The sequence below is a fragment of the Lentzea waywayandensis genome (assembly GCF_900115955.1).
Lineage (GTDB): Bacteria > Actinomycetota > Actinomycetes > Mycobacteriales > Pseudonocardiaceae > Lentzea > Lentzea waywayandensis.
On the sequence record NZ_FOYL01000002.1, the window covers coordinates 334,481 to 357,265 of the forward strand.

Consider the following 22,785-nt stretch of genomic DNA (forward strand, 5'->3'; position numbering starts at 1 on the left):
TTCTGAGTCAAGTTGTCTCATAAGATGTCGCCATGGCCGACTCCACCGACCCGCGCATCACTCGCAGCCGCGAGGCGATCCTCTCCGCCGCACGGGAGCTCCTGCGCGAGGACGGACCGGCCGCGGTCACGCATCAGAACGTCGCCAAACGCGCGGGAGTCGGGCGCGCGACCGTGTATCGCCATTGGCCACAGCCGAGACTGCTGCTCGACGACACGATGGCCGGCGTCCGGATGCCGTTCTTCCGGGACCCCGTCCCACCCGTCCGCCCCTGGCTGGCGCGGCAGATGCGCACGCTCGCCGACGAACTGGCCCTGCCCGAGGTGCAGGCGGTGACCGCGGCGCTGTTCCACGGAGCGCCGGACGAGCCGGACGCGATCGCTCGACGGGAGCAGCTCATCGCCACGATCAGCGGCCAGCTCGGCACGGCCCTGGACTCGGCGACCCGAACCGGCGAGCTTCAGGCGTCAGCCGACCTTCTCGACACCCCGGCGATCATCATCGGCCCCCTGGTGTTCCGGAGCATGTTCGAGCGCCGCCCCGTCACCGACGCGATGATCGATCATCTGCTGAACGCGATCGGGACCTGGACCACACCGGGATCGTCACCGCCGGCGGATCAGGCCGATGTCGGTCGCGGTCGCGACGGCGGCGGTGCGTGAGTCGACGCCGAGTTTGGTGTAGCAGCGGGCGAGGTGCGACTTCACGGTGCCTTCGGTGAGGTGCAGGCGCGCCGCGACGGCCCGGTTGGACAGCCCGTCGGCGACCAGGACGAGCACCTCGATCTCCCGCCGCGTCAACGCGGCGCCGGGCATGCGCATCCGGTTCAGGAGCCGGTCGGCGACGGTGGGGGCCAGGGTGGTCCGCCCTGCCGCGGCGGTGCGGACGGCGGCGGTCAGGTCGTCGGGATGTGCGTCCTTGAGGAGGTACCCGGTGGCGCCCGACTCGATGGCGGGCAGCGTGTCGGCATCGGTGTCGTAGGTGGTGACGATCAGAACGCGGGGCGCACCGGGACGTGCGGTGATCGCGGCGGTCGCCTCGGCTCCGGTCATTCCCCGGCCGAACCGCAGGTCCATCAGGACGACGTCGATGTCGCCCTCGGTGGCGCGCGCCACGGCGGCCTCGGCGGTCGCGGCCTCGGCGACCACGACGAGGCCGGGTTCGGTCTCCAGCACGGCCCGCAGCCCCGCCCGCACCACGGGATGGTCGTCGGCCAGCAGGAGGCGGATCGGGGTGTCGGTCATGGACGGGCCTCGGTGTCGATGGATCGCGGCAGAGGAAGCCGGGCGGCCAGCGCCGTGCCGTGGCCGGGGGTCGACTCGACGGTGAGGGAACCGCCCAGCGCGCGGGCGCGGGTGCGCATGGCCGTCAGGCCAAAACCTCCCTCGCCGGGATCGGGAGCGGGAAGGCTCCCAGGGTCGAAGCCGGTTCCGTCGTCGGCGACGCCGAGCGCGATCTCGTCGCCGAGGTGGCGCAGGGTGATCTCGACGGTGGTGGCGTGCGCGTGGCGGACGGTGTTCGCGACGGCGGCCTGGGCGATGCGCAGCAGGGCGACCTCGTGTGCCGTCGGCAGCGGGACCGGATCGCCGGCGAGGTGGAACCGCGCGGTGATCCGGTGGCGGGTGCCGGTGGTGGCGCACAGGCGTTCCAGGGCGCCTGCCAGCGTGGTGTCGTCGAGGGCGGGCGGGGTGAGGGCGGCGACGAAACGGCGTGCCTCGGCGAGGTTGTCCGCCGCGGCCTGGCGGGCCTGGCCCACGTAGCGGGCGGCGTTGCCCGAGGTGTCGGGCAGCACCCGTTCCGCGGCGCGCAGCAGCAACTGGATGCTGGACAGCCCCTGGGCGAGGGTGTCGTGGATCTCGTGGGCCAGGCGTTCCCGTTCGGCCAGTACCCCGGCGGTGTGCTGGGCGCGGGCCAGGTCGGCGCGGGTCGCGGTGAGCTCCTCGATCAGGCGCCTGCGTTGCTCGCTCTCCCGGTAGAGCGCCTGGTAGCCCCAGACCACGGCGACCGCGACGGCCGCGCCGAGCAACGGGCCGATCGCGGCGACCGGGCTGAAGACGTCCTGGTGCGCGCCGAAGGCGGTGATCGCGGCCAGTGCCGTGGCGATCACCGCGACCAGGCCGGCACGGCGCGGCAGCAGGTGGAGCTGGAGGAAGTACAGGGGGAAGGCCACCCACACGCCGTCGGCGGTCAGCACCACCAGGACCAGCCACCCGGCGCTGACTGCGGCCAGCCACCCCGCGGCGGCGAGCCGGGACGTGCGGACGCGAGGTAGCACCGGGCCGGCCGCGTACACCGCCCCGCAGGCCACCGCGACCGCGACGACCGCCCAGGCCTGAGGGTGCCGCCCGGCCACGGCCCGTGCCATCGCCAGGACGAGCAGGGCGACGAACAGGAGGTGCAGGCACCAGGTCAGTACCCGGTTGGTCGGTGTCAGAGCGGGAGCGTTCACGGTCTGACCAGGCTACGTGGGCCGCGGCGGGGTCACCTCTGTCGAAAGGTGGAGGCGGGGCGCTGTCTTCCGGCTCGTGAAGTGCCATCCCCGGCCAGATGCCGCGGCAGGGCGCCGGCGGCGACCGTGGAGCCGTACCGATCCACCCGCCGGAAAGGACAGGTCGAGGCCTTGTTCGTCGCCTGGAGAGAACTCAGGTTCGCCAAGGGGCGTTTCGCCCTGATGGGAACCGTGATCGTGCTGATCACCCTGCTGGTCGGTCTGCTGTCCGGACTGACCGCCGGACTCGGCCGGCAGAACGTCTCCGCCATCACCGGCCTTCCCGCCGACAGGATCGCCTTCGCCGCGCCCAGCGGTGGTCAGGGGCTGTCCTACGCCGACTCCACCGTCACCGAGACGCAGTGGCGGCACTGGGCCACCGTCCCCGGGGTCACCGCCGCCGAACCCCTGGGCATCACCACCACCAAGGCGACCGCTGGTGACCGGAGCACCGGTGTCTCGGTCTTCGGCGTCCGAACCGGATCCGTCCTCGCCCCGGACGGCGGGAAACTCAACGAGCACTCCGCGGTGCTGTCCGCCACGGCCGCCGCCGACCTGGGAATCCGGTCCGGTGACAGCGTCGCTCTGGGCGGACGGCGGCTGACCGTGGCCGCGGTGTCCAGCGACGCGTTCTACAGCCACACCCCGGTCATCTGGACCACCCTCGACGTCTGGCGCGCGACCGCTCCCCCGTCCGGCACCAGCGGCGGCCCGGCCGCGACCGTGATCGCCCTGACCACCACCTCCGACGCCGATCTCGCCACCGCCGACGACGCCGCGGGCACCAGGACGGTCTCCACGGACGACTCGCTGTCCGCGATCGGCTCCTACACCTCCGAGAACGGCTCCCTGCAACTGATGCGTGGCTTCCTGTTCGCCATCTCCGCCCTGGTCATCGGCGCCTTCTTCACCGTCTGGACCATCCAGCGCAGCGGTGACATCGCCGTCCTCAAGGCGCTCGGCGCCACCACGGCCTGGCTGCTCAAGGACGCGCTGGGCCAGGCCGTCGTCCTGCTCGCCGGCGGAACCCTCGTCGGAACCGGCCTCGCCGCCGGCCTAGGTGCCGCCATCGCCGGCTCCACTGTGCCCTTCGTGCTCACCCCCGCCACCGTGCTGGTCCCGGCCGCCGTGATGGTCGTGCTCGGCGCGCTGGGAGCCGCCCTCGCGATCCGGCGCATCACCTCCGTCGACCCGCTGACCGCCCTGGGGAGCACCCGATGAGCCTCACCCTGACCGACGTCACGCTCACCTATGCGGACGGCGATGCCCGCCTCACCGCACTCGACCAGGTCACCCTGGACGTCCCCCGAGGAAGCCTGACCGCCGTGGTCGGCCCCTCCGGTTCCGGCAAGTCCAGCCTGCTCGCGGTCGCCGCCACCCTCATCACCCCCGACGCCGGCACGGTCACCGTCGACGGCACCACGACCACCGGCATGACCCGCGGCGACCTCACCGACCTGCGTCGCCGCAAGATCGGCATCGTCTTCCAGCACCCCAACCTGCTGCCCGCCCTCTCCGCCTGCGAACAGCTTCAGGTCATGGCCCAGATCGACGGCCGGTCGCCGGCCAGGGCCCGCACCCGCGCGTTGGAGTTGCTCGACGCCGTCGGCCTCGCACCGCAGGCAGAACGCCGCCCGCACCAGCTCTCCGGCGGCCAGCGCCAGCGCGTGAACATCGCCCGCGCCCTGATGAACGACCCCACCGTCCTGCTGGTCGACGAACCCACCAGCGCCCTCGACCACGAACGCGGAGCCGCCGTCGTCGATCTCCTCACCCGGCTCACCCACCAGCAGGCCACCGCCACCGTCCTGGTCACCCACGACCGCGCCCACCTCATCGGCGTGGACCAGATCGCCGAGGTCCACGACGGCCGCCTTCGCCCCGGCCCACGCCCGGAACAGGCACTCAGGCAGGCGTGCAGGTGATCGACACGACGCCGGGCGAGACGCCAGTGCCGACGACGTCGAAGGTGGTGGACTTCCCCGGCTCGAGCACACCGTCGCGCGCGGAGCCGACGACGCGGACCGCGGAGCCGGACTGGGTCGCCTGACCCACGGACGTCTTCTCCACGTGTTGACCGTCGGGGAACGTCCAGTCGAGGATCCAGCCCTGGACCGGCGAGTCCCCCACGTTGGTCACCTCCACGACCGCGCGGAACCCTCCAGTCCAGGTCTCCTCCACGCTCAGGGCGGCGAAACACGGGGCGGGAGCGGACGTCCCCAGTGCCCTCCTGGGCTTCTGGTCGTCCACGGAGACGGAGAAGTTCTCGATGGCGTTGCCCGCACCTCCACGCCACAGGTTGAATCCGGCCTCGACCGCGATCAGGTACCAGTCCGGCGAGACCAGACCTCGTTCGACGGAGTCCCCGGTGAACGCGCTGATGTCGAGGTCCTTGACGGCCGTGGCCTCACCGACTCGTTCGTAGGTGACTCGCACCCGGCCTTGGTCACGTGCCAGCCACACGTTCCACCGGGCATCCGAGATCGGCACCTCGCGGGCCAGCAGGACCCCTCCTGGCTTGACACCGCCGCGGCTGCGGAACCAGATCACCATCTCAGCGCCGTCCGGCGTGCCGTCGGCGACAGGTCCGCTGTGGAACCACACCACGTAGGCGGCGTTGAAGACCCCGGTGTCGACCTGCCTGCTCACCCAGTCGCTGGTCACACGGGGCATCGCCGACACCTGGACCGGCAGACCGCCCACATCGGTGCACTCCTGCCAGTGACACCCTCTGAGCAAGGACGGGGTGGCCGCGGGGGCGCCTTCCGGCGACGCGTCGTGCGCGGCGCTCTCGATCCGCAACGACTGGTCCCCCACGGTGATGCACTGGGGTGTTTCGGCGTTCCACACGTTGTTCTGGGCGAGGTAGTCCTTGCCCCCGGCCGGAACGACGCCGTCCTTGGAACAGAGGGAGAGGCTCGTGCTCGCCGCGGGCCCGGCGTTCGACAGGACCAGGCCGACGAGCGCGGAGATCAACGCTCCGCCCAGTCCGAGCACCACGAACGCGGCGGCGACGCGGAAGGCGATGTGAGCGGTGGGATTCATCCGTGCTCCTCCTTCGGTGGCCCGGAGGCATCGGCACCACGGTGCGCGACGCCCTGCCGAGGGATACGCCCTGCCCGGCGTTGGCGTTCATCCCGGCCCACGACCTGGGGTGAGCCGCACCACCCCACCGGACCTGCCGGCCGTCATGCAGGCCGTCCTGCGCGGCCATAGCGTTGGTGCACAGCTACTTGACGACGGCGAAAGGTGAGCGTGGAAGAGGGTGCACAGGTTCGCGAACGAACCGGCTTGGGAGAGCTGATGACCGCTGTCGCGGGAGCGGACCGGACTGCGTTCGGTCAGGTCTACGACCTTCTGGCGGCGCCGTTCTACCGCGTGGTTCTGGGCGAACCGCAACGCGAAGACGGCCAAGCGGCCGACCAGGCGGCGCTCGACGCGTGGACGCGTGTCTGGCGAGACGCTCCTCTTCTGCTGCACGGAGCGCGCGGACCGCTGTCCTCCGCCGACGCGCTCACCTGGATCATGGGCAAGGCGCGTGAGCAACGCCGATGAGCTTGCTCAACGGCGGAGATTCAGTGCACCCGCCCATCATGCGGACGCTGTGCGGCGCACCTAGCGTTGAGTCATGTCCCTGATCTACTCCAGCGTCGTCGACGCGCCACTGGCCGAGGTGTTCGCCTGGCACGAGCGGCCGGGAGCGATCCACCGGCTCTCGCCGCCCTGGCAGCCGGTCGGGGTGGTGCGCGAGGCCGAATCACTCGACGGTGGTCGCGCGGTGCTGGGGTTGCCGCTGGGGCTGCGCTGGGGTGCTCGACACACCGAGTACAGGCCGCCGCACCGGTTCGTCGACGAGCTCGACTCCGCGCCGCTGAGCTGGGCGTTGCGGTGGCGGCACACCCACGAGTTCCAGGCCGAGGGCGAGCGGACCCGGATGACGGATCGGGTGGACACACCGGTGCCCGGTGCGTTGCTGCGGTCGATGTTCGCCTACCGGCACCGCCAGCTCGCCGCCGACCTCGCCGCGCAGGCGGCCGCGCGGGAGGCGGGCGATCGGCCGATGACCGTGGCGATCACCGGTGCGAGCGGCTTCGTCGGGACCGCGCTCTGGTCGTTCCTCAGCACCGCGGGCCACCGGGTGGTCAAGCTGGTGCGGCACTCTCCCGCACACCGGGACGAGCGGCGCTGGGACCCCGACCGCCCGGCCGCCGACCTCCTGGCCGGGGTGGACGCCGTCGTGCACCTCGCGGGTGCCTCGATCGCGGGCAGGTTCACCGAAGCGCACCGGCGGGCGATCCGCTCCTCCAGGATCGGACCGACCCGCGCGCTCGCCGACCTCGCCGCGGCCACCGGTGTGGCGGTGTTCGTCAGCGCGTCCGCGATCGGCTTCTACGGCGCCGACCGGGGTGACGAGGAGCTCACCGAGGACAGCGAACGCGGCGAGGGTTTCCTGGCCGACGTCGTCGCCGACTGGGAGGCCGCCACCGCTCCCGCCGCGGCGGCCGGGGTCCGGGTGGTGACCGTGCGCACCGGACTCGTCCAGTCGCCCGACGGCGGCACGCTGCGGATCTTCCACCCGCTGTTCGCCGCAGGGCTGGGCGGGAAGCTCGGCGACGGGCGGATGTGGCAGTCGTGGATCGGCATGGACGACCTGGTCGACGTCTACCACCGCGCGCTTTACGACACGTCGCTCAGTGGACCGGTCAACGCCGTCGCCCCGGAGGCCGTGCGCAACAACACCTACACGGCCACGCTCGCAAAAGTGCTGCACCGCCCCGCGCTGCTGCCGGTCCCCTCCTTCGGGCCACGGCTCCTGCTCGGGGAGCAGGGTGCGCGCGAACTGGCCGAGGCGAGCCAGCTGGTCCGGCCCGCCGTTCTGGCCAAGGCAGGGCACACGTTCCGGTATCCGGATCTGGAGCAGGCGCTGCGTCATCTCCTGGGCCGGGTGCCGGGGTGAGCCGACACCCGGCGCTCACCCGTGCCGCAGCACCTCCAGCAGCCGTGCCGCGCCCACGTCCGGTCCTGCGGCGCGCACCGCGTCGCGCAGGCCCGCGAACGGTTCGGGCTTCTCCAGCACCGATCCCAACGCCTCCGCCACGTCCTCGGGTGTGGCCGCGTTGGGATCGAGGCACACACCCGCGCCCGCCTTCTCGGCGTCGTGAGCGATGCAGAACTGGTCACTGGAGAACGGCAGCACCAGCGCGGGAACCCCCGCCTGCAGGCATTCGGTGAAGGAGTTGTTGCCACCGTGGTGAACCATCGCGGCGACGTGCGGCAACAACGCGCGCTGAGGCACGACGGACTCCACGAAGACACGCGGATCTGCTGCCAGGTCAGCGAGTTCGGCGACACGGCCGCCCGCGGCGACCACCACGGTCAGGCCGGGAATCCGCAGGGCCCCGCGAACGACGGTGCGCAACACGTCGTGGCGCGCGGACAGGAACGTGCCGAGCGCGACGAGGAGCACTCGCCGGCCGCGCACGCGGTCGAGCCAGAGGTCGTCGAGCGGCCCGGGCGTCGTGCAGTGGCCGAGGAAGACCTGCTGCTGGTCCGCCGGCAACGGTGGCAGCCAAGGAAGTTCCGGGTAGTTCACGACGGCGGCGTGGGAGGAGGTCAGCGCGAACGCGCGGGGCGGCACCGGCCGTGACGGAGCGAGGTCGCGCAACAACCGGGCGAACTCGGCGGTGAGAGCCTGATCGGTGAGGCGCACCTCCGCGGCCAGTTCCGCGAGCTCTTCCGGAGACGGGCGCACGGAGGACGGCCACACCTGCGGCAGTCCGAAGAACTGGTCGTCGCGTGACACCAGATAGGTCGGATGCCCTGTGACATAGGACAAGTACGGCAGATCGAGCGCGTGCAGGGCCAAGGTGGTGGCGTAGTCGATCTGGTCGACGACGTACCAGTCTGGCCTCAGGCGATCGTGGAGTGCGCTCAGCTCGCGCGTCACTTCTTCAGGTGCCGCAAGCAGTTCCGCTCTGCGTCGGCGTGTCTGCGCGAGCAGTGCCGCCGCCGCACCTCCTTTCGTGGCCTCGAGGAAGTCGGTCAGGCCACGTGCCGAGCGTGCGTCCTGCGCCGTTCGCTCCGCGACGCCGCTGTTCGACTCACGCGTGGTTCTCATTGCCACGAAAGGGATGCCGGGTGCGAGGTCGGCGAACTCGGCACCGCAGGCGAACGTCACCGCCTGGGCACCCGCTGTGCTCAGCGCCGTGGCGAACACGGACATGGGCTGGGCATGTGAGCGAAAGGGCGGGCTGACAACGACGAAACGCGGCACCGGACTCCTCCTTGTTGGTATTGCTGGAAAGTTGTTCGATCCGAACGCACTGTTCGGTTCGAACACCAGAGGTGCGGACACATCCGGAAGTACAGCGAGCACTGGAATCCAGACAGGCCGAGAACGCCGTTGTGGCGCAGAGCCCTCACCTCCTGATCGACGCCCTGAGGCGCGATCCGCGTCCGACCACCTTTTCCCTTTTGTGCGAACGGATCCCCGCGACCGTGCGCGAGCACGGTGAAGAGGCGACCACCGCCGAACTACGCCGCGCGATCTCGTCCACACAAGACGAGGCGGTCCGCACATGGCTGCTCGACGCGTCCTGGTTGCACCGCCTCGCGCCGCTGGATCCCGACGAAGCGCGCCAGGTCGCCAAGGGACCGGCGCTGTGGCGCCATCTCGACGCCCTCGGCGAGCCGGTCGAGGCCGATCCCCGCTCCCCCTATGAAAAACTGATGCTCGACCTTCTGCACGACGACATCTCGTTGCCGGTCGCCTCACCCGTGACAGGCCCCACGATCGCCCAGTCGATGCTCATCGGCGGAACCGCCCGGCCGGGCGAGGGTGCGAGCGGCGGGCTCACCGTCTTCCTCTCCTCGCTGGCCGACGCGTTGGTCACGCGGCAGGACATCGGCCGCGTGGTCACCGTGGTGCTGGCACCGGAGCCGACCACGGTGACCGTGGAGCAGAACTCCGAGCTCGACCACTGGACGGTGCGCGTGCCGGTCGACTCGCCGGTCGCGCTGGCCCAGCCGGACATGGCGCGTCATCGGGCGGGAATCACCTGGTGGCTCAGGAGACTTCTGGCGCGGTGTGGTCTGTCGCCGGACGTCGTGCACGTCCGCTACTCCGACGACGGCTCTCTCGCCGTGGCCGACGCCGCTCGTCTGCTCGGTGCGAAACTCGTGTTCACCGTCACCCCGGACCCGCACCGCCACCTGGCCGAGCGCTATCCCGAGGACACCGGGGACCTCACGGCCATGCGGTTCGACCTGCACCGCGTGCGCACCGCCGACCACCTCGTCGAGCGCGCCGACCAGGTGATCACCATCGGCGGCAGGCAGGACGAAGTGCTGACGCACTTCCCGCGGCTCACCCCGGCGGCCCTGGTGGCGCTCGAGGAAGGCATCGCACCGGCGCCCCCGCCCACCGGGCGGTCACTGGTGCGGGAGCTGTTCGCGCCCTCCGCGCTGCCCCGCCTCAACGTCTCCGCCGAGGGCCTGCCCGTCCTGCTCAACGTGGGCAGGCTGCACCCGATGAAGCAGCAGCCACTGCTGGTGCGCGCCTGGCTGGAGGCGGGTCTGCACCACTCGACCGCGCTGGTGATCATCGGTGGCTCCTCCACCGACCGGACGCCGGACGAGCAGAAGGTGCTCGACGAGGTCCTCGCCCTGGCCGGCTCCGAACCCTCGGCACGGGGACGGCTCGCCGTCCTGCCGGCCTGGTCGAACCACGACGTGCGGCTGCTCCAGCACGAACTGGCGGCCGCCGCGCCGTCCTCGGGTGCACCGCACGTCTACGCCTGCGCCAGCGCGAAGGAGGAGTTCGGCATCGCGGTGCTCGAAGCGATGGAGGCCGGGTTGCTCGCGATTGGCCCGCTTCGCGGCGGCCTGAGTTGTTACGTCGAGCACGGGCACAACGGTTTCCTCGTCGACACGTCGGCCGCGCGGGTGCTCGGCGAGGGACTGACGCAGGTCGTGCGTCTCGGCGCCGCCACCGCGCCGATCGCGGTGGCAGGGCAGAAGACCGTGCGCGAGCGGTTCCACATCGACGCCGTCGCCGAGCCGTTCGCCGCGCTCTACCGCCGGCTGTCAGGCTGACCTGGACCGCACGAAGACCTCGTCCGCGCCCAGCCTGGTGAACAGGCTCTGGTTACGCGGATCGCGAACCGCGGCCACGATGGTCGCCGTGCGGTTGAGGCTGCGCGCGGCCATCGTGACCTGAAGCCCGTCCAGGTCGTCGGGAACCGCGACGACCACCCGTGCGGCGAACTCAGTTCCGGCGTGCCGCAACGCGCAGATGTCCCGACCGTCACCGCGCGCGATCCTGGCGCCGTTGGCGAACGCACCCGTCAGTGCTATCGCGTCGTGGTCGAGCACCACGACATCGGGGTGGTCCGAGCGCAGCGGAAGATGCCGCAACACGTCCAGAGCCGCGTCCCCGTACCCCACCACCACGGTCAGGCCGATCACCGCGGCTCCTCGCCGTCGCCTGCCGTGAGCGCGGGCCGTGACGGACGCATTCGCTGGGGCGCCTCCGCTTTGCGCGGCGGCCGGTCGTTGGCGATGAGGACCGCCATCCACGGCAGCGGAACCGACAGCAGGATCAGGATGAGCGCGAGCCACCAGATCTTCGCGAACAGCAGGGCCAGCAGGATGCACGGGATGCGCAGACTCATCATCAGGGCGTACCGGCGCCGCCGTGCCGCGAGCTGGTCCTCGTAGGACGGGGCGGCAGAGGTGATCAGCACGGGGTTTTCGTTTCGGTGCGAGTTCACGACGAGACCTCCGTTCTCCTGGTTGGTTCGGAGCGGAGGCTGATCGGGTTCGTGTCTGCTCGGTCACTCGTCGGTGATGTCGTGCTGCTGCCGGCGGAACTTACCGGGGGCCGTGCCGAACTCCCGCTTGAAGGCGTTGGAGAAGGCGAACTCCGAGGTGTAGCCGACGTTGCGGGCGATCGCCGCCAGCGGAGCCTGGCCGTCCCGCAGCATCCGCGCACCGGTATTCAGCCGCCACCACGTCAGGTAGGCCATCGGCGACTGCCCGACGAGCGAGGTGAACCTGCGGGCGAAGGCAGTCTTGGACAGTCCGACCTCGGCGGCCAGTTCCTGGACCGTCCACGGGTGCTGCGGCGAGCGGTGGATGTGTTGCAGCGCCGTCGCGATCACCGGCTCTGTCAGCGCCACGCACCAGCCCCCGCGCGGGCCGTGGCTCGACGCTTCCTCCTCGAGCCAGGCCCGCAGCAGGTAGACCAGCAGCAGGTCCATCAGCGCAGGGACCGCCGCGGCGGCACCGGGGCGGGCTTCGATGAGGTCCGCGCCGAGCAGGTCCACCGCACTGCGCAGGGCGGAGTGGTCACCGAGCCGGGCAGGGAGGTGGACGACCTCGGGCAGGGTCCGCAGGAACGGATGGGCCTGCCCGCGATCCAGCCGGTAGGCGCCGCACAGCAACTGCGCCTGGCCCGGCGCGGGCTCGTGGTCCGGTGGCCCGGCCTCCGGTGCCAGGGGCAGCTCGGCGATCGTCCTGTCCGGACTGTCGCTCATGCCGTGCACCGCACCGTGCGGCAGGAACACCACGTCGCCCGCGCCCAGGGCGACGGGAGGACCGGACGGAGGGAACAGCCAGCAGTTGCCCTCGAGGACGACGTGGAAGCCGGCTCCCGGATAGGGCCCGAACGCGTAACCCCACCGGCCGCTCAGGCGGGACCTGGTGAACTTCGCGCGGCCCGCGCGGACGGTGGCGATCACATCGCTGAAGACGTCCATCACCTCATAGTACGGCGTCCCCAACGGTCGTTTTGAGTATGAAGTTGGCAGTCTCTCGTATTGGAACGACCACTTGGCGTCCTTAGCGTTGAACACGACCAACAGATCCATTCGAAGGAGACGCGGACATGGCCGCATATGTCGTGATCGACCTCAACGTCGCCGACCCGGCCGGCTTCCAGCAGTACGTGGACGGTGTGACGCCACTGCTCGAAAAGGCCGGTGGGCGCAACGTCCTGACCGACGGCGACGCTCTGGTGCTGGAAGGCGACTGGGCCCCGCCGACGCTCGTGATCCACGAGTTCCGCGACAGGGCCGCGGTCCAGGAGTTCTGGGACTCGCCGGAGTACCAGCCGTTCAAGCACCTGCGCCGCAGGTACTCCACGGTGAAGGTCGTCGTCGGCGAAACCGCCTGACCGAGGTGCCGGGCACGCCGGTCAGGCGGCCAGCGTGCCCAGCATCACCAGGGCGTCGGCGGAGCGGGAGCGCGGTTCGGCCGGCTGGGCGACCAGCCGCTGGCCGGGCGCGCTGGTGATCGGGAAGATCTCCGTGCGCAGCTCCAGCTCGCCGACGTCGGGGTGGAGGAAATGGGTGCCGTGCGCGATCAGGCCGCGTGGCTCCGGCTCGGCCCAGAGCCGGCGGAACCGCGGGCTGGCGAGGGAGAGTTCGCCGACCAGTTCGCGCAGTGCGCGCTCGTCGGTGCCGTGTCCGGCGCTCACGTGTCCGGCGCTCACGTGTCCGGCGCTCACATGTCCGGCGCTCACATGTCCGGCGCTCACATGTCCGGGGCTCACATGTCCGGCGCTCACGTATCCGGCGCTCACGTATCCGGCGCCGACCTGTCCGCCGCCGACGTGTCCGGCGCTGCCGCGCAGGTCGCTGACGTGTCCGGCGCCGACCTGTCCAGCGCCGATGTATCCGGCGCCGACGTATCCGGCGCTACCGCGCAGGTCGCGGACGGCCGCGCGCGCCGTGGCGGTCCAGTCGAGGAAGAACTCCCGTCCCGCCGGGTCGAGGAAGATCATGCGGTGCAGGTTGTCGCCGTGGACGAACCCGCTGTGCAGTGCGGCGGCGAGGGCGTTGCGCGCGAGGACGTCGTTGAACCGGCCAAGGACGTAGGCGGGCGCCGTGGTCCAGTCGTTCAGCAACGCCAGCAGGTGAGGGCTGACGCGTTCGGCCCGGTCGCGGGTCCGCCGGCGCGTGGCCGGACGGGCCAGGCGGTGCAGTTCGACGGACGCGGTCTCGTCCAGGAGCAGGGCTCGCTTCAGGCTTTCCACGGTCTCGTGGGTCGGTCGCTCGTGTCCCTGTTCCAGCCTGGCGTAGTAGCCCGCGCTCACTCCCGCCAGCATCGCGACCTCGTCCCGGCGCAGTCCGGGGACTCGACGGCGACCCGCGGTGTCGAGCCCCGCCTGTTCTGGCCGCACAAGTGCACGGTGGGTGCGCAGGAAGGCGCCCAGCGCCATGTTCCGCTCACCGTTCATGCGATCGAGGCTAGGGGAACGGACAGGGACTCAGCGTGGGTGCGTCTCACCCAGGGTGCCTGCGGTTGACGGGAGACCGTCGCACAGGTTGAGTCTGCCACCATGACCGGCACACCTCTCGGTGACTTCCTCCGTGCCCGGCGTGCGGCTCTCACACCGCAGGACGTCGGGTTGCCCGAACACGGCCGTCGTCGCGTGAAAGGCCTGCGCCGCGAGGAGGTCGCCATCCTCGCCGGGGTGAGCAGCGACTACTACATGCGCCTGGAACAGGGCCGCGAGTCCAGTCCGTCGGCACAGGTGGTGGAGGCGGTGGCGCGGGCGCTGAAGCTCGACGCCGCGACCACCGAGTACCTGTGGCTCCTGGTTCAGCCGGCGGAGGCGAGAACGTGGCGTCGCACCGGGGGCATCCCGGTCAGCGCCCAGCTGCGGCAGCTCATGGACAGCTGGTCCGACTCCCCCGCGTTCGTCGTCGGTCCGGCGCTGGACGTCATGGCGTCCAACACGATGGCCGACGCGCTGCACGACGCCTTCACCCCCGCCGACAACCTGGCCCGCATGGTGTTCCTGGACCCCGCCGGGCGGACGTTCTACCAGCAGTGGGACCGCGCGGCGCACTCCTGCGTCGCCGAGATCCGGGCCGCGTACGGCCACGATCCCGACAACGCGCGCATCGCCGAGGTCGTCGCCGGCCTGTCCGCCCGCAGTCCGGAGTTCGCCGAGCTGTGGGCCCGGCACGACGTGAAGCCCAAGACCCAGGAGACCAAGCACCTGCGCCATTCGCAGGTGGGCGACCTGGAGATCCAGTTCTCCACGTTCACCGTCAGCGGCGCTCCGCACCAGCAACTGGTCGTCTACCAGGCCGAACCGGCTTCTCCGACCGTGGAGGCGTTCAGGCGTCTGCGCGCCCACGCCGACGCGGCGCGCTCCGTGGAGGCTCCGCGCGCCTAGGTCTCACCCGCGGAGCCCTGGGTGGGTGCGTTTCTCCCAGGAAATCCGCGGCCTTCTTCCGGCTGTCCCACGTGGACAAACTCGTTTCTGTCAGCGGCGGGAATCGCCCGCCGCACAGGCAGAACAGCCGGAAGGAACGAGATCGTCATGTCCACCTGGTTCATCACCGGAGCGTCCCGCGGCCTTGGCGCCGAGATCGCCCGCGCCGCCCTGCGCGGTGGCGACAACGTCGTGGTCGCCGTGCGCAACCCGGACCGCGTGCCGGAAGACCTGAAGACGGCGGCGAACACGTTGGTCGTCGCGCTGGATGTCACCGACGCTCCGGCCATCCCCGCCGCGGTGCAGGCCGCCACCGACCGCTTCGGCGGGATCGACGTGCTGGTCAACAACGCGGGCCGCGGTCTGCTCGGCGCGCTGGAGGAGATCACCGACGCCGAGGCGCGGTCCCTGTTCGACCTCAACGTGTTCGGCCTCATCAACATGACCCGCGCGGTGCTGCCCGTGATGCGCCGGCAGGGATCCGGCAAGGTGGTCCACATCGGATCCCGGTCGGGTTTCGAGGGCGAACCGGGCGTGAGCCTGTACAGCGCCTCGAAGTTCGCCGTGGCCGGGATCAGCGAGGCCCTCTCCGCCGAGATGGCGCCGTTCGGGATCCAGTCGATGGTGGTCGAGCCGGGCGTGCTGCGCACCGACTTCCTCGACTCCAGCTCCCTGTCGCTCGCGGCAGACCGGATCGCCGACTACGACGGCACTCCCGCGCACGTGACCCTCGACTGGGTCGGCACGGCCAACCACACCCAGCTCGGCGACCCGGTCAAGGGCGCCGCCCTGATCCACGAGGTCACCAGCGGCGACAGCCTGCCGACGCACCTCTACCTGGGCCCGGACACCCTCGACCGGCTGCAGGTGAAGCTCGGGCGGATCGAGCAGGACCTGGCGCCGTGGCGGGACAAGTCCGCCGCCACCGCCCACGAGGACGTCGTCCCGGTCTGACCGGCCACCCCCAATCCTTCTCGGAAGAGGAGCTCCATCATGTCCGCTTTGCTCACCGGCACCCCGTTGACCGGCCGTGTGGCCGTGGTCTCCGGTGCCTCCAGCGGCATCGGCGCCGCCACCGCCACGCGTCTGGCCGAGCTCGGCGCGAAGGTCGCCGTGCTCGCCCGCCGCAAGGACAACCTCGACGCGCTGGCCGAGTCGATCAACCGCACCGGCGGCACCGCGATCGCCGTCCCCGTCGACGTCACCGACCGGGAAGCGGTCCAGGCCGCGGCACGACAGGTCGCCGACCAGCTCGGGACGGCCGACCTCGTCTTCAACAACGCCGGAGTGCAGCTGATCTCGCCGATCGCCGACCTGCGGCAGGACGACTGGCAGCGCCAGATCGACCTGAACGTCACCGGCGTCATGAACGTCATCGGCGCGTTCCTGCCGCAGCTGACCGCGGCGGCCGAGGCGGGAAAGTCCGCCGACCTGATCACCACGTCCTCGATCGCGGCCACCCGGATCCTGGAGAAGTTCTCGGTCTACTCCGGCACCAAGGCCTACATCAGTCACCTCACCCGGCTGCTGCGCGTCGAGCTCGGCCGCAAGAACATCCGCGTGGCGACCATCGAGCCCGGCATGGTCGACACGGAACTGCCCGACCACGTCACGGATCCGGACGCCAGCAAGCTCATGGCCGACCTGATCGACCAGATCGACGTGCTGCAGTCCGCCGACATCGCCGAGACCGTGGCGTTCATGGCCTCCGTGCCACGCCACGTGAACCTCACCGAGATCACGATTCTCCCGACAGCACAGGCCATCTAGCCGCATGCAGTGCGTGGTGCCGGTGACGGCGAGCGCGAGTTCGCCGTCACCGCGCCGCACCTCTGGAAGAAGGGCTTCGACCATGACCACCACACTCGACCGCCAGGGCTTCACGGAGTACCCGATCAGCGAGGTGCACCGGCTGATCGAGCCCGGCCCCGTCGTCATGGTGTCCACTTTCGACGGACGACGCGCCAACCTGATGACCAACGGCTTCAACATGCCGATCGCCCACGGCGCCCTGATCGGGCTGATCCTCGGCCCGTGGGACCACAGCTACGACGCCCTGCGCGCGACCGGGGAATGCGTCATCGCGATCCCGTCCATCGACCTCGCCGAGCGCGTGGTCGGCGTCGGCAACACCTCCGGCCGCGAAACCGACAAGTGGCAGCGGTTCGGCCTCACGCCGGCTCCCGGCGCCGTGGTGCGAGCGCCACTGGTCGCGGAGTGCTTCGCCAACATCGAGTGCACCGTGGCCGACGACCGGCTCGTCGACGACTACAACCTGTGGATCCTCCGGGGCGAGCGGGCGTGGTTCGACGCCGCCAGGCGAGGAGCCGGCGAGTTCCACCACCGCGGCGACGGAACGTTCTCCGCCAACGCGTCCACTGTGGACCTGCGCGACCGCATGACCAAGTGGCACCACCTCACCCGCTGACCATCAGAAAGCAGGAACGACCATGACCACCACACTCGAACTGCTGCGCCGGCACAGCTCGGACCCGCGGCGCCGCGTCCTGCTCACCGGCGGCACCGTCGTCACCATGGACCCCGAACTGGGCGTGCTGCCCCAGGGCGACGTGCTGATCGAGGGCGACACGATCACCGCTGTCGGCGCCGACCTGCCCGTCGGCGACGCGATCGTCGTCGACGCCACCGGCTCGATCGTCGCTCCCGGCTTCGTCGACACCCACCGGCACGCCTGGGAGGCGCAACTGCGGCGGGTCATGCCCGACGTCAACGACCTCGGCGAGTACGTGATGTCCACCCTGGCCGGCATCGCCCCGGTCTACCAGCCCGACGACATGTACGTCGGGACGAAGCTGGCCGCGCTGACCGCGATCGACAGCGGCATCACCACGATGCTCGACTTCTCCCACAACTCCCGCACACCCGGCCACTCCGACGCCGCCGTCCAGGCCCTGATCGACACCGGCATCCGAGGTGTGCACGCTTCGATGCGCCCGCACTTCGGCGACTGGGAAGGCCAGTGGCCGGCCGACCTCGCGCGGTTGAAGAACTCCTACTTCTCCACGCGCGGCAGCCTTGTCACCCTGCGCCTCGCCACGCTGGCCACCGACGAGATCGCCGGACCCGACCTCGCCTACGGCCCCCGCCTCGCCCGGCTCGCGCGTGACCTCGACATCGGCGTCAGCGTCGACGCCGTCTTCGGCACCTCCTCGTCGGCAGCCGTCCTGCGCTGGGCCGAGGAAGGAATCCTCGGTCCGGACGTCTCGCTGATCCACTGCACCGGCCTCACGAGCGCGGCCTGGCAGGCCATGGCCGACACCGGCGCCGCGGTCTCGCTGGCGCCCACCTCCGAAGCGCAGATCGGACTCGAGACAGCCGTCCCCGCCATCGACGAGGCACTCGCCGTCGGCATCCGCCCCGGCCTGAGCATCGACGTCGAAGTCGCCTTGGCCAGCGACATGTTCACGCAGATGCGCGCCCTCCACGCCATCCAGCGCATGCGCGCCGTCAACGCCGTCTACGGCACCACCGCGACGCCCAGCCGCATCGGCGTCCACGACGTGCTCGACTTCGCCACCCTGCACGGCGCCAAGAGCATCGGTCTCGGCGACGCCACCGGCTCGCTCACCCCCGGCAAGCAGGCGGACCTGCTGGTCGTGAACGCCGAAGACCTCAACAACATGCCGCTCAACGACCCGATCGGCACCCTCGTCCTCGGCTCCGACCCTCGCAACATCCGCGCGGTGTTCATCGCGGGTCAGGTCCGCAAGTGGGCAGGCACCGTCCTGGACGTCGACGTCACCGCGCTCGGACAGGACGTCCGAGCCTCACGCGACCGAATCCTCAAGGCCGCTCACTCGTCCTGAGCACACCGCAGACCAACGAAAGGCGAGGACCATGTCCACCACCAGCCGACAGCCGGCCGCCGCACCACACCCCCACATCGGCATGTGGGTCACCGCGGACGGCCGTATCCGCCAGGAGCTCCTGCCCAACGGTCGGTACGAAGAAGAACGCGATGGCCGCAAACGCGCCTACACGGGCCGGTACACCGTGGACGGCGACCACATCGACTACTTCGACGACCTCGGGTTCACCGCGACGGGCGACGTCCGCGACGAGATCCTCTATCACGAGCACCTGGTCCTGCACCGGGAGCGATGAGAGCTCTGATCAGCGCCGCAACTCCTCGGCGTCGATCGGGAGGTAGGTCTGCTCCTGCAGGTACCGCTCCAGCCGGTCCGCGACCATCCGCTGCCACTTCTCGACACCGCCGTACAGCTGCGAGAACGTGGTGGGGCCGAAGGGGATCTCGTTGCCGTGGTACCAGCTGGGGCGGCCGAGCGGGGTCGCGGCGGTCAGGGTGGACGTGGGCACGTCCACGTAGGTGGTGCGCCAGCCACCGAGGGCGTTGCCGTGCTCGTCGCGCAGGATCTCGTCGGTGTCTCCCTCGGTGGCGAGCACCTTGCCCGGAACCGGTGCCCGGCCGGTGTCCGACCAGTCCAGCAGTGCCTGCCACAACGCGTGGTGGACGTGGCTGTTCGGGAAGGTGCTCCACCTCGCACCGGACGGCAGCGGGCACCCGGCCAGCCGCTCGCGGTCCGCGGCGGACATCTCCCTGGTCTCCCGGTGGGCCATGCCGGCCACCTCGTACAGGCGGAAGCTCGCGCTGTCGGCACGGCGGTGGCTCAGCCCGCGCACCTGTCCGCCGACTCCGCAGCGGCGGCGGACGCTCTGGAACTCGGCCTCACCCAGCACCTCGATCACCGGAACGTCGACGTCGGGCAGGGCGGGGCCGCCGGAGGCTCCCGGGAGGTAGCCGTCGAACGCGGGCGCGTCGCCGGGCAGTCGCAGGCGGTCGTGGTGGTGGCGGATGAACTCGCGCACGACGCCGCCGGTCTGCGAGATGCCGCCGAGGTAGACCCTGCGGGCCTTGATTCCGCTGCCGGGCAGGCCGTTGCGCAACGCGGCGGAGACCTGGGCCAGGATCTCCGGCGACTGCGGTGTCGCGTCCCACCAGCGCCGCATGAAGCCGTCGTACTCCTCCACCACGTCGGCGTAGTCCGCGTCCGGCGAGAACGGGATGGTCGCGGCGAACTGCTGGGAGAGCGGGCTTTCCGCGAACGTGAACGTGCGGTACCGGTCCGGGTCGGCGCCCGCGATCAGGCCCATCGCCGAAGGTGCCTGCGAGTCGATCTCGACCCAGACGTGGTTGCCCCGCATGACGAACCGGTTGATCGCACGCCACACCGACGTGCCGCCCCAGATGTGGCTCGCCTCGGCGATCACCGTGCCGCTGAACCGGGCCGGGTCGGCCGGGCGGCGGATCAGGATCCTGGTGCCGTAAGGGGTTTCGGAGGCCGTGCCGGAGACGAGGTACTCCTCCTGCACGTAGTCGTAGCGCGCCAGCCGGTCGGTGCCGTAGGGCTCCAGCACGACGGCGCGGGAGCCGGGGAAGTCGGAGTGCGGGCCGGTGACGATGGCCGCGTTGACGGTCATGCAGGTCCTTTCTTCTGTGCCGTCACAGGGAAGGTGCGGCGTCGAGCAGGGTTCGTGTGTAGGGCTCGCGCGGGGAGTCGAAGATCTCGTCACGGCTGCCGAACTCGACGAGCGATCCGGCGCGCATCACGGCGACCTGGTCGCTGATGAACTCGACCACCGCCATGTCGTGGGAGACGAACAGCATCGCGAAGCCCCGCGCCTGCTGGATGTCCTTGAACAGGTTCAGGATCTGCGCCTGGACCGAGACGTCGAGGGCGGAGACGGGTTCGTCGGCGACGAGGAGGTCCGGTTCGAGCGCGAGGGCCCTGGCGATGGAGATGCGTTGCCGCTGTCCACCGGAGAACTCGTGCGGCAGCCTGGCGAGTCCGCTCCGGGCGAGCCCGACCTCGTCGGCGAGCGCGGCGGCGCGGTGCCGGCGTTCGGCGCGGGTGTGCAGGTCCTGCGCGCGGAACGGTTCGACGAGCAGGTCCTCCAGGGTCATCCTGGGGTTGAGCGAGTTGGACGAGTCCTGGAAGACCATCTGCATCGTTCGCCGGAACGGGCGCATCTTCTTCGGTGTCAACGAGGACAGGGGCTGTCCGTGCACGGTCACCCGGCCGCGGTCCGGCGTCAGCAGGCCGACCGCCATGCGGCCGAGCGTCGACTTGCCGCTGCCCGACTCCCCTACCAGGCCGACCGTCCGGCCCGCGTGCACCCGCAGGCTCACCTCGGTGACGGCGGCCGTGCGGCGGCGTGCGAAGAACGGTCCGGCGGAGAAGTCCTTGCCGACACCGTCGAGGTCCAGTACCAAGTCCATCACACGCCTCCCGCCATCGCGCGGGTCTGGTCCAGCACCGCGCGGTCGATCGTCGGCAGCCGGTCGACGCGGCGGCCCAGCCGGGGCGCCGCGTCGATCAGCGCGCGGGTGTAGGGCTGCGCGGGTTGCTCGATGATCTGCGCGGTGAGGCCCTGTTCGACGACCCGTCCGTCGTACATCACCAGCACCTCGTCGCTGTAGCGGGCGACCAGGCCGAGGTCGTGGCTGATCAGCACGAGGGCGAGGTCGAGCTCCTCGCGCAGCCGCACGAGCAGCCGCAGGATCTGTTGTTGCACGGTGGGATCGAGCGCCGTCGTCGGTTCGTCGGCCAGCAGCAACCGGGGACCGCACGAGATCGCCATGGCGATCATGACGCGTTGCCGCATGCCGCCGGACAGCTCGTGCACGTAGGCGTCGAGCACCTTCCGTTCGCCACCCAGCCCTACCTGCTCCAGCAGCTCCAGGGCACGATCACGGGCTTCCCCTCGACTTAGACCGAGATGGTGGCGCAGCGGACGGATCATCTGGGTTCCTATGCGCAGCAACGGGTGCAGGGCGCTCATCGGTTCCTGGAACACGTAACCGATCTCCGCTCCCCCACGGGCACGGCGGCGTCTCGCCGGCTCGCCGAGCAGCTCCGTCCCGTCGAAGAACACCGAGCCCTCCGCCTTGATCTGGGGCGGCAGGATGCCCATCACGGCCGCGGCGGTGATGCTCTTGCCCGAGCCGGACTCGCCGACGACGGCGAGCGTCCGTCCACGGTGGACTTCGAAGCCGACGTCCCGGACCAGCGAGAGGTCTCCGATGCGTGCCGAGAGCCCGGACACGCGCAGTACTGGCTCTGTTGTGGTGTGCACGTCGGCTCCTCAGTAGCGGATGCGCGGGTCGAGCAGCGAATAGAGCAGGTCGATCACGAGGTTGAGCAGGACGTAGACCACGGCGATGAAGAAGATGCAGCCCTCGATCACCGGGTAGTCGCGGCGTTGCACCGCGGTCAGCAGCAACTGGCCCAGACCGGGGATCGAGAAGATCGACTCGGTGACCACGGCCCCGCCCATCAGCGAGCCGGTGGTCAGGCCGACGACGGTCACCATCGGCACCACGGCCGCACGGAAGACGTACTTGCGGATCACCGTGCGTTCGGGCAGTCCCATCGACCGCGCGGTCGTCACGAACGGCTGGTGCAGCGAGTCCAGCACACCCGCCCGGCTGTACCGGAACAGCGTGGCCGCCTCCAGCAGGCCCAGCGAGATCGCCGGCAACGCCAGGTGGTGCAGGAACAGCACGGGGTCCTCGGTGAACGAGACGTACCCCGCGACCGGGAAGACCTGCCACACCACCCCGAACACGGCGATCAGCAGGACGGCGAGCCAGAAGCTCGGCAACGCGATGCCGACCGACGACCCGAAGACCAGCACCCGGTCGAGGAGGCCGTGCCTGCGGGTGCCCGCCGCGATGCCGAGGGCCGGGCCGATCAGCACCGCCACGGCGAGCGCGAGAACGGTGAGCTGCACCGTCACCAGCGCGTGCTCGGCCACGAGGCCGGACACCGCCTGATCCGCGAACAGCGAGTTCCCGAAGTCGAGCCGCACGACCCTGCCGAGCCAGGTGAGGAACTGCTCCCAGAGGGAGGCGTCCAGCCCGAGCCTGGTCCGGACCTCCGCGATCTCCTCCGAGGTCGCGGAGTCGCCCGCGATGGCCGCGGCCGGGTCGCCGGGTGCCAGTCGCAGCATGACGAACAGCAGTACCATCGGGACGGCGACGGTGGGCAGCAGCGCGCCGAGGCGCTTGAGGAGGTAGTTGGTCACGGGG

25 protein-coding genes and 2 pseudogenes are annotated in these 22,785 nt (G+C 70.7%); 14 read left to right on the forward strand and 13 right to left on the reverse strand.

The window, feature by feature from the left end; translation table 11 throughout:
- Window positions 1-32: 32 nt before the first annotated feature.
- Window positions 33-662, forward strand: a complete 630-nt coding sequence (locus BM417_RS06460; protein ID WP_093588854.1) for a TetR/AcrR family transcriptional regulator — start codon at window positions 33-35, stop codon at window positions 660-662.
- On the opposite strand, the gene BM417_RS06465 is transcribed toward BM417_RS06460, so the two are convergent.
- Both BM417_RS06465 and BM417_RS06470 read right to left on the reverse strand, forming a co-directional pair.
- Complete coding sequence (locus BM417_RS06465; RefSeq protein ID WP_093588855.1) at window positions 606-1,244, reverse strand: response regulator; 639 nt, start codon at window positions 1,242-1,244, stop codon at window positions 606-608. The two genes, BM417_RS06460 and BM417_RS06465, sit on opposite strands and share 57 nt — an antisense overlap.
- Window positions 1,241-2,449 (reverse strand): sensor histidine kinase, encoded by a 1,209-nt coding sequence (locus tag BM417_RS06470; RefSeq protein ID WP_093588856.1) that lies wholly within the window; start codon window positions 2,447-2,449, stop codon window positions 1,241-1,243. The genes BM417_RS06465 and BM417_RS06470 overlap by 4 nt, the downstream gene beginning before the upstream one ends.
- Window positions 2,450-2,620: 171 nt before the next feature.
- Here BM417_RS06470 and BM417_RS06475 point away from each other — a divergent pair, with 171 nt between their 5' ends.
- The gene (locus tag BM417_RS06475) at window positions 2,621-3,709 is read left to right on the forward strand and encodes an ABC transporter permease (protein ID WP_093588857.1); all 1,089 of its coding nucleotides are present in this window, start codon (window positions 2,621-2,623) and stop codon (window positions 3,707-3,709) included.
- Entirely contained in the window at window positions 3,706-4,413 is a 708-nt protein-coding gene (locus BM417_RS06480) for an ABC transporter ATP-binding protein (protein WP_093588858.1), read from the forward strand. The genes BM417_RS06475 and BM417_RS06480 overlap by 4 nt, the downstream gene beginning before the upstream one ends.
- On the opposite strand, the gene BM417_RS06485 is transcribed toward BM417_RS06480, so the two are convergent.
- Complete coding sequence (locus BM417_RS06485; RefSeq protein ID WP_093588859.1) at window positions 4,394-5,533, reverse strand: GH12 family glycosyl hydrolase domain-containing protein; 1,140 nt, start codon at window positions 5,531-5,533, stop codon at window positions 4,394-4,396. The genes BM417_RS06480 and BM417_RS06485 overlap by 20 nt on opposite strands.
- Before the next feature lie 258 nt (window positions 5,534-5,791).
- Here BM417_RS06485 and BM417_RS06490 point away from each other — a divergent pair, with 258 nt between their 5' ends.
- Together BM417_RS06490 and BM417_RS06495 are read left to right on the forward strand one after the other, a co-directional pair.
- Window positions 5,792-6,043 carry a hypothetical protein gene (locus BM417_RS06490; protein WP_143138533.1) on the forward strand — a complete coding sequence of 84 codons (252 nt, stop codon included), beginning with the start codon at window positions 5,792-5,794 and terminating at the stop codon, window positions 6,041-6,043.
- 73 nt (window positions 6,044-6,116) lie between these two features.
- Entirely contained in the window at window positions 6,117-7,445 is a 1,329-nt protein-coding gene (locus tag BM417_RS06495) for a TIGR01777 family oxidoreductase (RefSeq protein ID WP_093588861.1), read from the forward strand.
- A 15-nt stretch (window positions 7,446-7,460) separates the two neighbouring features.
- On the opposite strand, the gene BM417_RS06500 is transcribed toward BM417_RS06495, so the two are convergent.
- Window positions 7,461-8,711: a glycosyltransferase gene (locus BM417_RS06500; protein WP_177320318.1), complete on the reverse strand. Its 1,251-nt coding sequence runs from the start codon at window positions 8,709-8,711 to the stop codon at window positions 7,461-7,463.
- A 251-nt stretch (window positions 8,712-8,962) separates the two neighbouring features.
- Here BM417_RS06500 and BM417_RS06505 point away from each other — a divergent pair, with 251 nt between their 5' ends.
- The gene (locus BM417_RS06505) at window positions 8,963-10,582 is read left to right on the forward strand and encodes a glycosyltransferase family 4 protein (RefSeq protein ID WP_177320319.1); all 1,620 of its coding nucleotides are present in this window, start codon (window positions 8,963-8,965) and stop codon (window positions 10,580-10,582) included.
- Here the strand turns inward: BM417_RS06505 and BM417_RS06510 are convergent.
- From BM417_RS06510 to BM417_RS06520, 3 genes are all read right to left on the reverse strand, one after another.
- Window positions 10,574-10,954 (reverse strand): NAD(P)-binding protein, encoded by a 381-nt coding sequence (locus BM417_RS06510; protein WP_177320320.1) that lies wholly within the window; start codon window positions 10,952-10,954, stop codon window positions 10,574-10,576. The genes BM417_RS06505 and BM417_RS06510 overlap by 9 nt on opposite strands.
- A complete protein-coding gene (locus tag BM417_RS06515) occupies window positions 10,951-11,259 on the reverse strand; it encodes a DUF3099 domain-containing protein (protein WP_093588865.1) in 309 nt (102 codons plus the stop codon). Before BM417_RS06515 ends, BM417_RS06510 begins: the two co-directional genes overlap by 4 nt.
- A 63-nt stretch (window positions 11,260-11,322) precedes the next feature.
- Window positions 11,323-12,246 (reverse strand): AraC family transcriptional regulator, encoded by a 924-nt coding sequence (locus BM417_RS06520; RefSeq protein ID WP_093588866.1) that lies wholly within the window; start codon window positions 12,244-12,246, stop codon window positions 11,323-11,325.
- A gap of 128 nt (window positions 12,247-12,374) precedes the next feature.
- Here BM417_RS06520 and BM417_RS06525 point away from each other — a divergent pair, with 128 nt between their 5' ends.
- On the forward strand, window positions 12,375-12,662 hold the full coding sequence (locus BM417_RS06525) for a DUF1330 domain-containing protein (protein WP_093588867.1): 288 nt from the start codon (window positions 12,375-12,377) through the stop codon (window positions 12,660-12,662).
- Between the two features lie 21 nt (window positions 12,663-12,683).
- On the opposite strand, the gene BM417_RS50225 is transcribed toward BM417_RS06525, so the two are convergent.
- A complete protein-coding gene (locus tag BM417_RS50225) occupies window positions 12,684-13,055 on the reverse strand; it encodes an MmyB family transcriptional regulator (protein ID WP_407656131.1) in 372 nt (123 codons plus the stop codon).
- Between BM417_RS50225 and BM417_RS50230 the strand changes: the two are divergent.
- Window positions 12,996-13,136, forward strand: a pseudogene (locus tag BM417_RS50230) (pentapeptide repeat-containing protein); the annotation flags it as partial. The gene BM417_RS50225 and the pseudogene BM417_RS50230 sit on opposite strands and share 60 nt — an antisense overlap.
- A 54-nt stretch (window positions 13,137-13,190) precedes the next feature.
- Here the strand turns inward: BM417_RS50230 and BM417_RS50235 are convergent.
- A pseudogene (locus BM417_RS50235) lies at window positions 13,191-13,727 on the reverse strand (MmyB family transcriptional regulator); the annotation flags it as partial.
- Between the two features lie 102 nt (window positions 13,728-13,829).
- Between BM417_RS50235 and BM417_RS06540 the strand changes: the two are divergent.
- From BM417_RS06540 to BM417_RS06565, 6 genes are all read left to right on the forward strand, one after another.
- A complete protein-coding gene (locus BM417_RS06540) occupies window positions 13,830-14,675 on the forward strand; it encodes a helix-turn-helix transcriptional regulator (protein ID WP_093588868.1) in 846 nt (281 codons plus the stop codon).
- Window positions 14,676-14,822: 147 nt separating this feature from the next.
- Window positions 14,823-15,668, forward strand: coding sequence for an SDR family NAD(P)-dependent oxidoreductase (locus tag BM417_RS06545; protein WP_093588869.1), 846 nt, complete (start codon window positions 14,823-14,825; stop codon window positions 15,666-15,668).
- Window positions 15,669-15,707: 39 nt separating this feature from the next.
- The gene (locus tag BM417_RS06550) at window positions 15,708-16,484 is read left to right on the forward strand and encodes an SDR family oxidoreductase (protein ID WP_093588870.1); all 777 of its coding nucleotides are present in this window, start codon (window positions 15,708-15,710) and stop codon (window positions 16,482-16,484) included.
- Window positions 16,485-16,566: 82 nt separating this feature from the next.
- Complete coding sequence (locus tag BM417_RS06555; RefSeq protein ID WP_093588871.1) at window positions 16,567-17,142, forward strand: flavin reductase family protein; 576 nt, start codon at window positions 16,567-16,569, stop codon at window positions 17,140-17,142.
- 22 nt (window positions 17,143-17,164) lie between these two features.
- Complete coding sequence (locus BM417_RS06560) at window positions 17,165-18,541, forward strand: amidohydrolase family protein (protein ID WP_093588872.1); 1,377 nt, start codon at window positions 17,165-17,167, stop codon at window positions 18,539-18,541.
- A 31-nt stretch (window positions 18,542-18,572) separates the two neighbouring features.
- Window positions 18,573-18,839 carry an Atu4866 domain-containing protein gene (locus BM417_RS06565; protein ID WP_093588873.1) on the forward strand — a complete coding sequence of 89 codons (267 nt, stop codon included), beginning with the start codon at window positions 18,573-18,575 and terminating at the stop codon, window positions 18,837-18,839.
- A 9-nt stretch (window positions 18,840-18,848) separates the two neighbouring features.
- On the opposite strand, the gene BM417_RS06570 is transcribed toward BM417_RS06565, so the two are convergent.
- From BM417_RS06570 to BM417_RS06585, 4 genes are read right to left on the reverse strand one after another with little or no spacing between them, the layout of a single operon-like run.
- Window positions 18,849-20,174, reverse strand: a complete 1,326-nt coding sequence (locus tag BM417_RS06570; RefSeq protein ID WP_093588874.1) for an alpha/beta hydrolase domain-containing protein — start codon at window positions 20,172-20,174, stop codon at window positions 18,849-18,851.
- A 22-nt stretch (window positions 20,175-20,196) separates the two neighbouring features.
- Entirely contained in the window at window positions 20,197-20,973 is a 777-nt protein-coding gene (locus BM417_RS06575) for an ATP-binding cassette domain-containing protein (RefSeq protein WP_093588875.1), read from the reverse strand.
- A complete protein-coding gene (locus tag BM417_RS06580) occupies window positions 20,973-21,830 on the reverse strand; it encodes an ABC transporter ATP-binding protein (RefSeq protein ID WP_218164370.1) in 858 nt (285 codons plus the stop codon). The genes BM417_RS06575 and BM417_RS06580 overlap by 1 nt, the downstream gene beginning before the upstream one ends.
- Before the next feature lie 9 nt (window positions 21,831-21,839).
- Entirely contained in the window at window positions 21,840-22,781 is a 942-nt protein-coding gene (locus tag BM417_RS06585; RefSeq protein WP_093588876.1) for an ABC transporter permease, read from the reverse strand.
- Window positions 22,782-22,785 lie beyond the last annotated feature (4 nt).

Excerpts from the sequence above, each read along its gene's own strand:
- BM417_RS06460 (WP_093588854.1), top strand. The coding sequence starts at position 33 with ATGGCCGACTCCACCGACCCGCGCATCACTCGCAGCCGCGAGGCGATC.
- BM417_RS06570 (WP_093588874.1), bottom strand. The coding sequence starts at position 20,174 with ATGACCGTCAACGCGGCCATCGTCACCGGCCCGCACTCCGACTTCCCC.
- BM417_RS06555 (WP_093588871.1), top strand. The coding sequence starts at position 16,567 with ATGACCACCACACTCGACCGCCAGGGCTTCACGGAGTACCCGATCAGC.
- BM417_RS06550 (WP_093588870.1), top strand. The coding sequence starts at position 15,708 with ATGTCCGCTTTGCTCACCGGCACCCCGTTGACCGGCCGTGTGGCCGTG.
- BM417_RS06485 (WP_093588859.1), bottom strand. The coding sequence starts at position 5,533 with ATGAATCCCACCGCTCACATCGCCTTCCGCGTCGCCGCCGCGTTCGTG.
- BM417_RS06540 (WP_093588868.1), top strand. The coding sequence starts at position 13,830 with ATGACCGGCACACCTCTCGGTGACTTCCTCCGTGCCCGGCGTGCGGCT.
- BM417_RS06520 (WP_093588866.1), bottom strand. The coding sequence starts at position 12,246 with ATGGACGTCTTCAGCGATGTGATCGCCACCGTCCGCGCGGGCCGCGCG.
- BM417_RS06525 (WP_093588867.1), top strand. The coding sequence starts at position 12,375 with ATGGCCGCATATGTCGTGATCGACCTCAACGTCGCCGACCCGGCCGGC.
- BM417_RS06480 (WP_093588858.1), top strand. The coding sequence starts at position 3,706 with ATGAGCCTCACCCTGACCGACGTCACGCTCACCTATGCGGACGGCGAT.
- BM417_RS06490 (WP_143138533.1), top strand. The coding sequence starts at position 5,792 with ATGACCGCTGTCGCGGGAGCGGACCGGACTGCGTTCGGTCAGGTCTAC.
- BM417_RS06560 (WP_093588872.1), top strand. The coding sequence starts at position 17,165 with ATGACCACCACACTCGAACTGCTGCGCCGGCACAGCTCGGACCCGCGG.
- BM417_RS06575 (WP_093588875.1), bottom strand. The coding sequence starts at position 20,973 with ATGGACTTGGTACTGGACCTCGACGGTGTCGGCAAGGACTTCTCCGCC.
- BM417_RS06465 (WP_093588855.1), bottom strand. The coding sequence starts at position 1,244 with ATGACCGACACCCCGATCCGCCTCCTGCTGGCCGACGACCATCCCGTG.
- BM417_RS06565 (WP_093588873.1), top strand. The coding sequence starts at position 18,573 with ATGTCCACCACCAGCCGACAGCCGGCCGCCGCACCACACCCCCACATC.
- BM417_RS06545 (WP_093588869.1), top strand. The coding sequence starts at position 14,823 with ATGTCCACCTGGTTCATCACCGGAGCGTCCCGCGGCCTTGGCGCCGAG.
- BM417_RS06495 (WP_093588861.1), top strand. The coding sequence starts at position 6,117 with ATGTCCCTGATCTACTCCAGCGTCGTCGACGCGCCACTGGCCGAGGTG.
- BM417_RS06500 (WP_177320318.1), bottom strand. The coding sequence starts at position 8,711 with ATGTCCGTGTTCGCCACGGCGCTGAGCACAGCGGGTGCCCAGGCGGTG.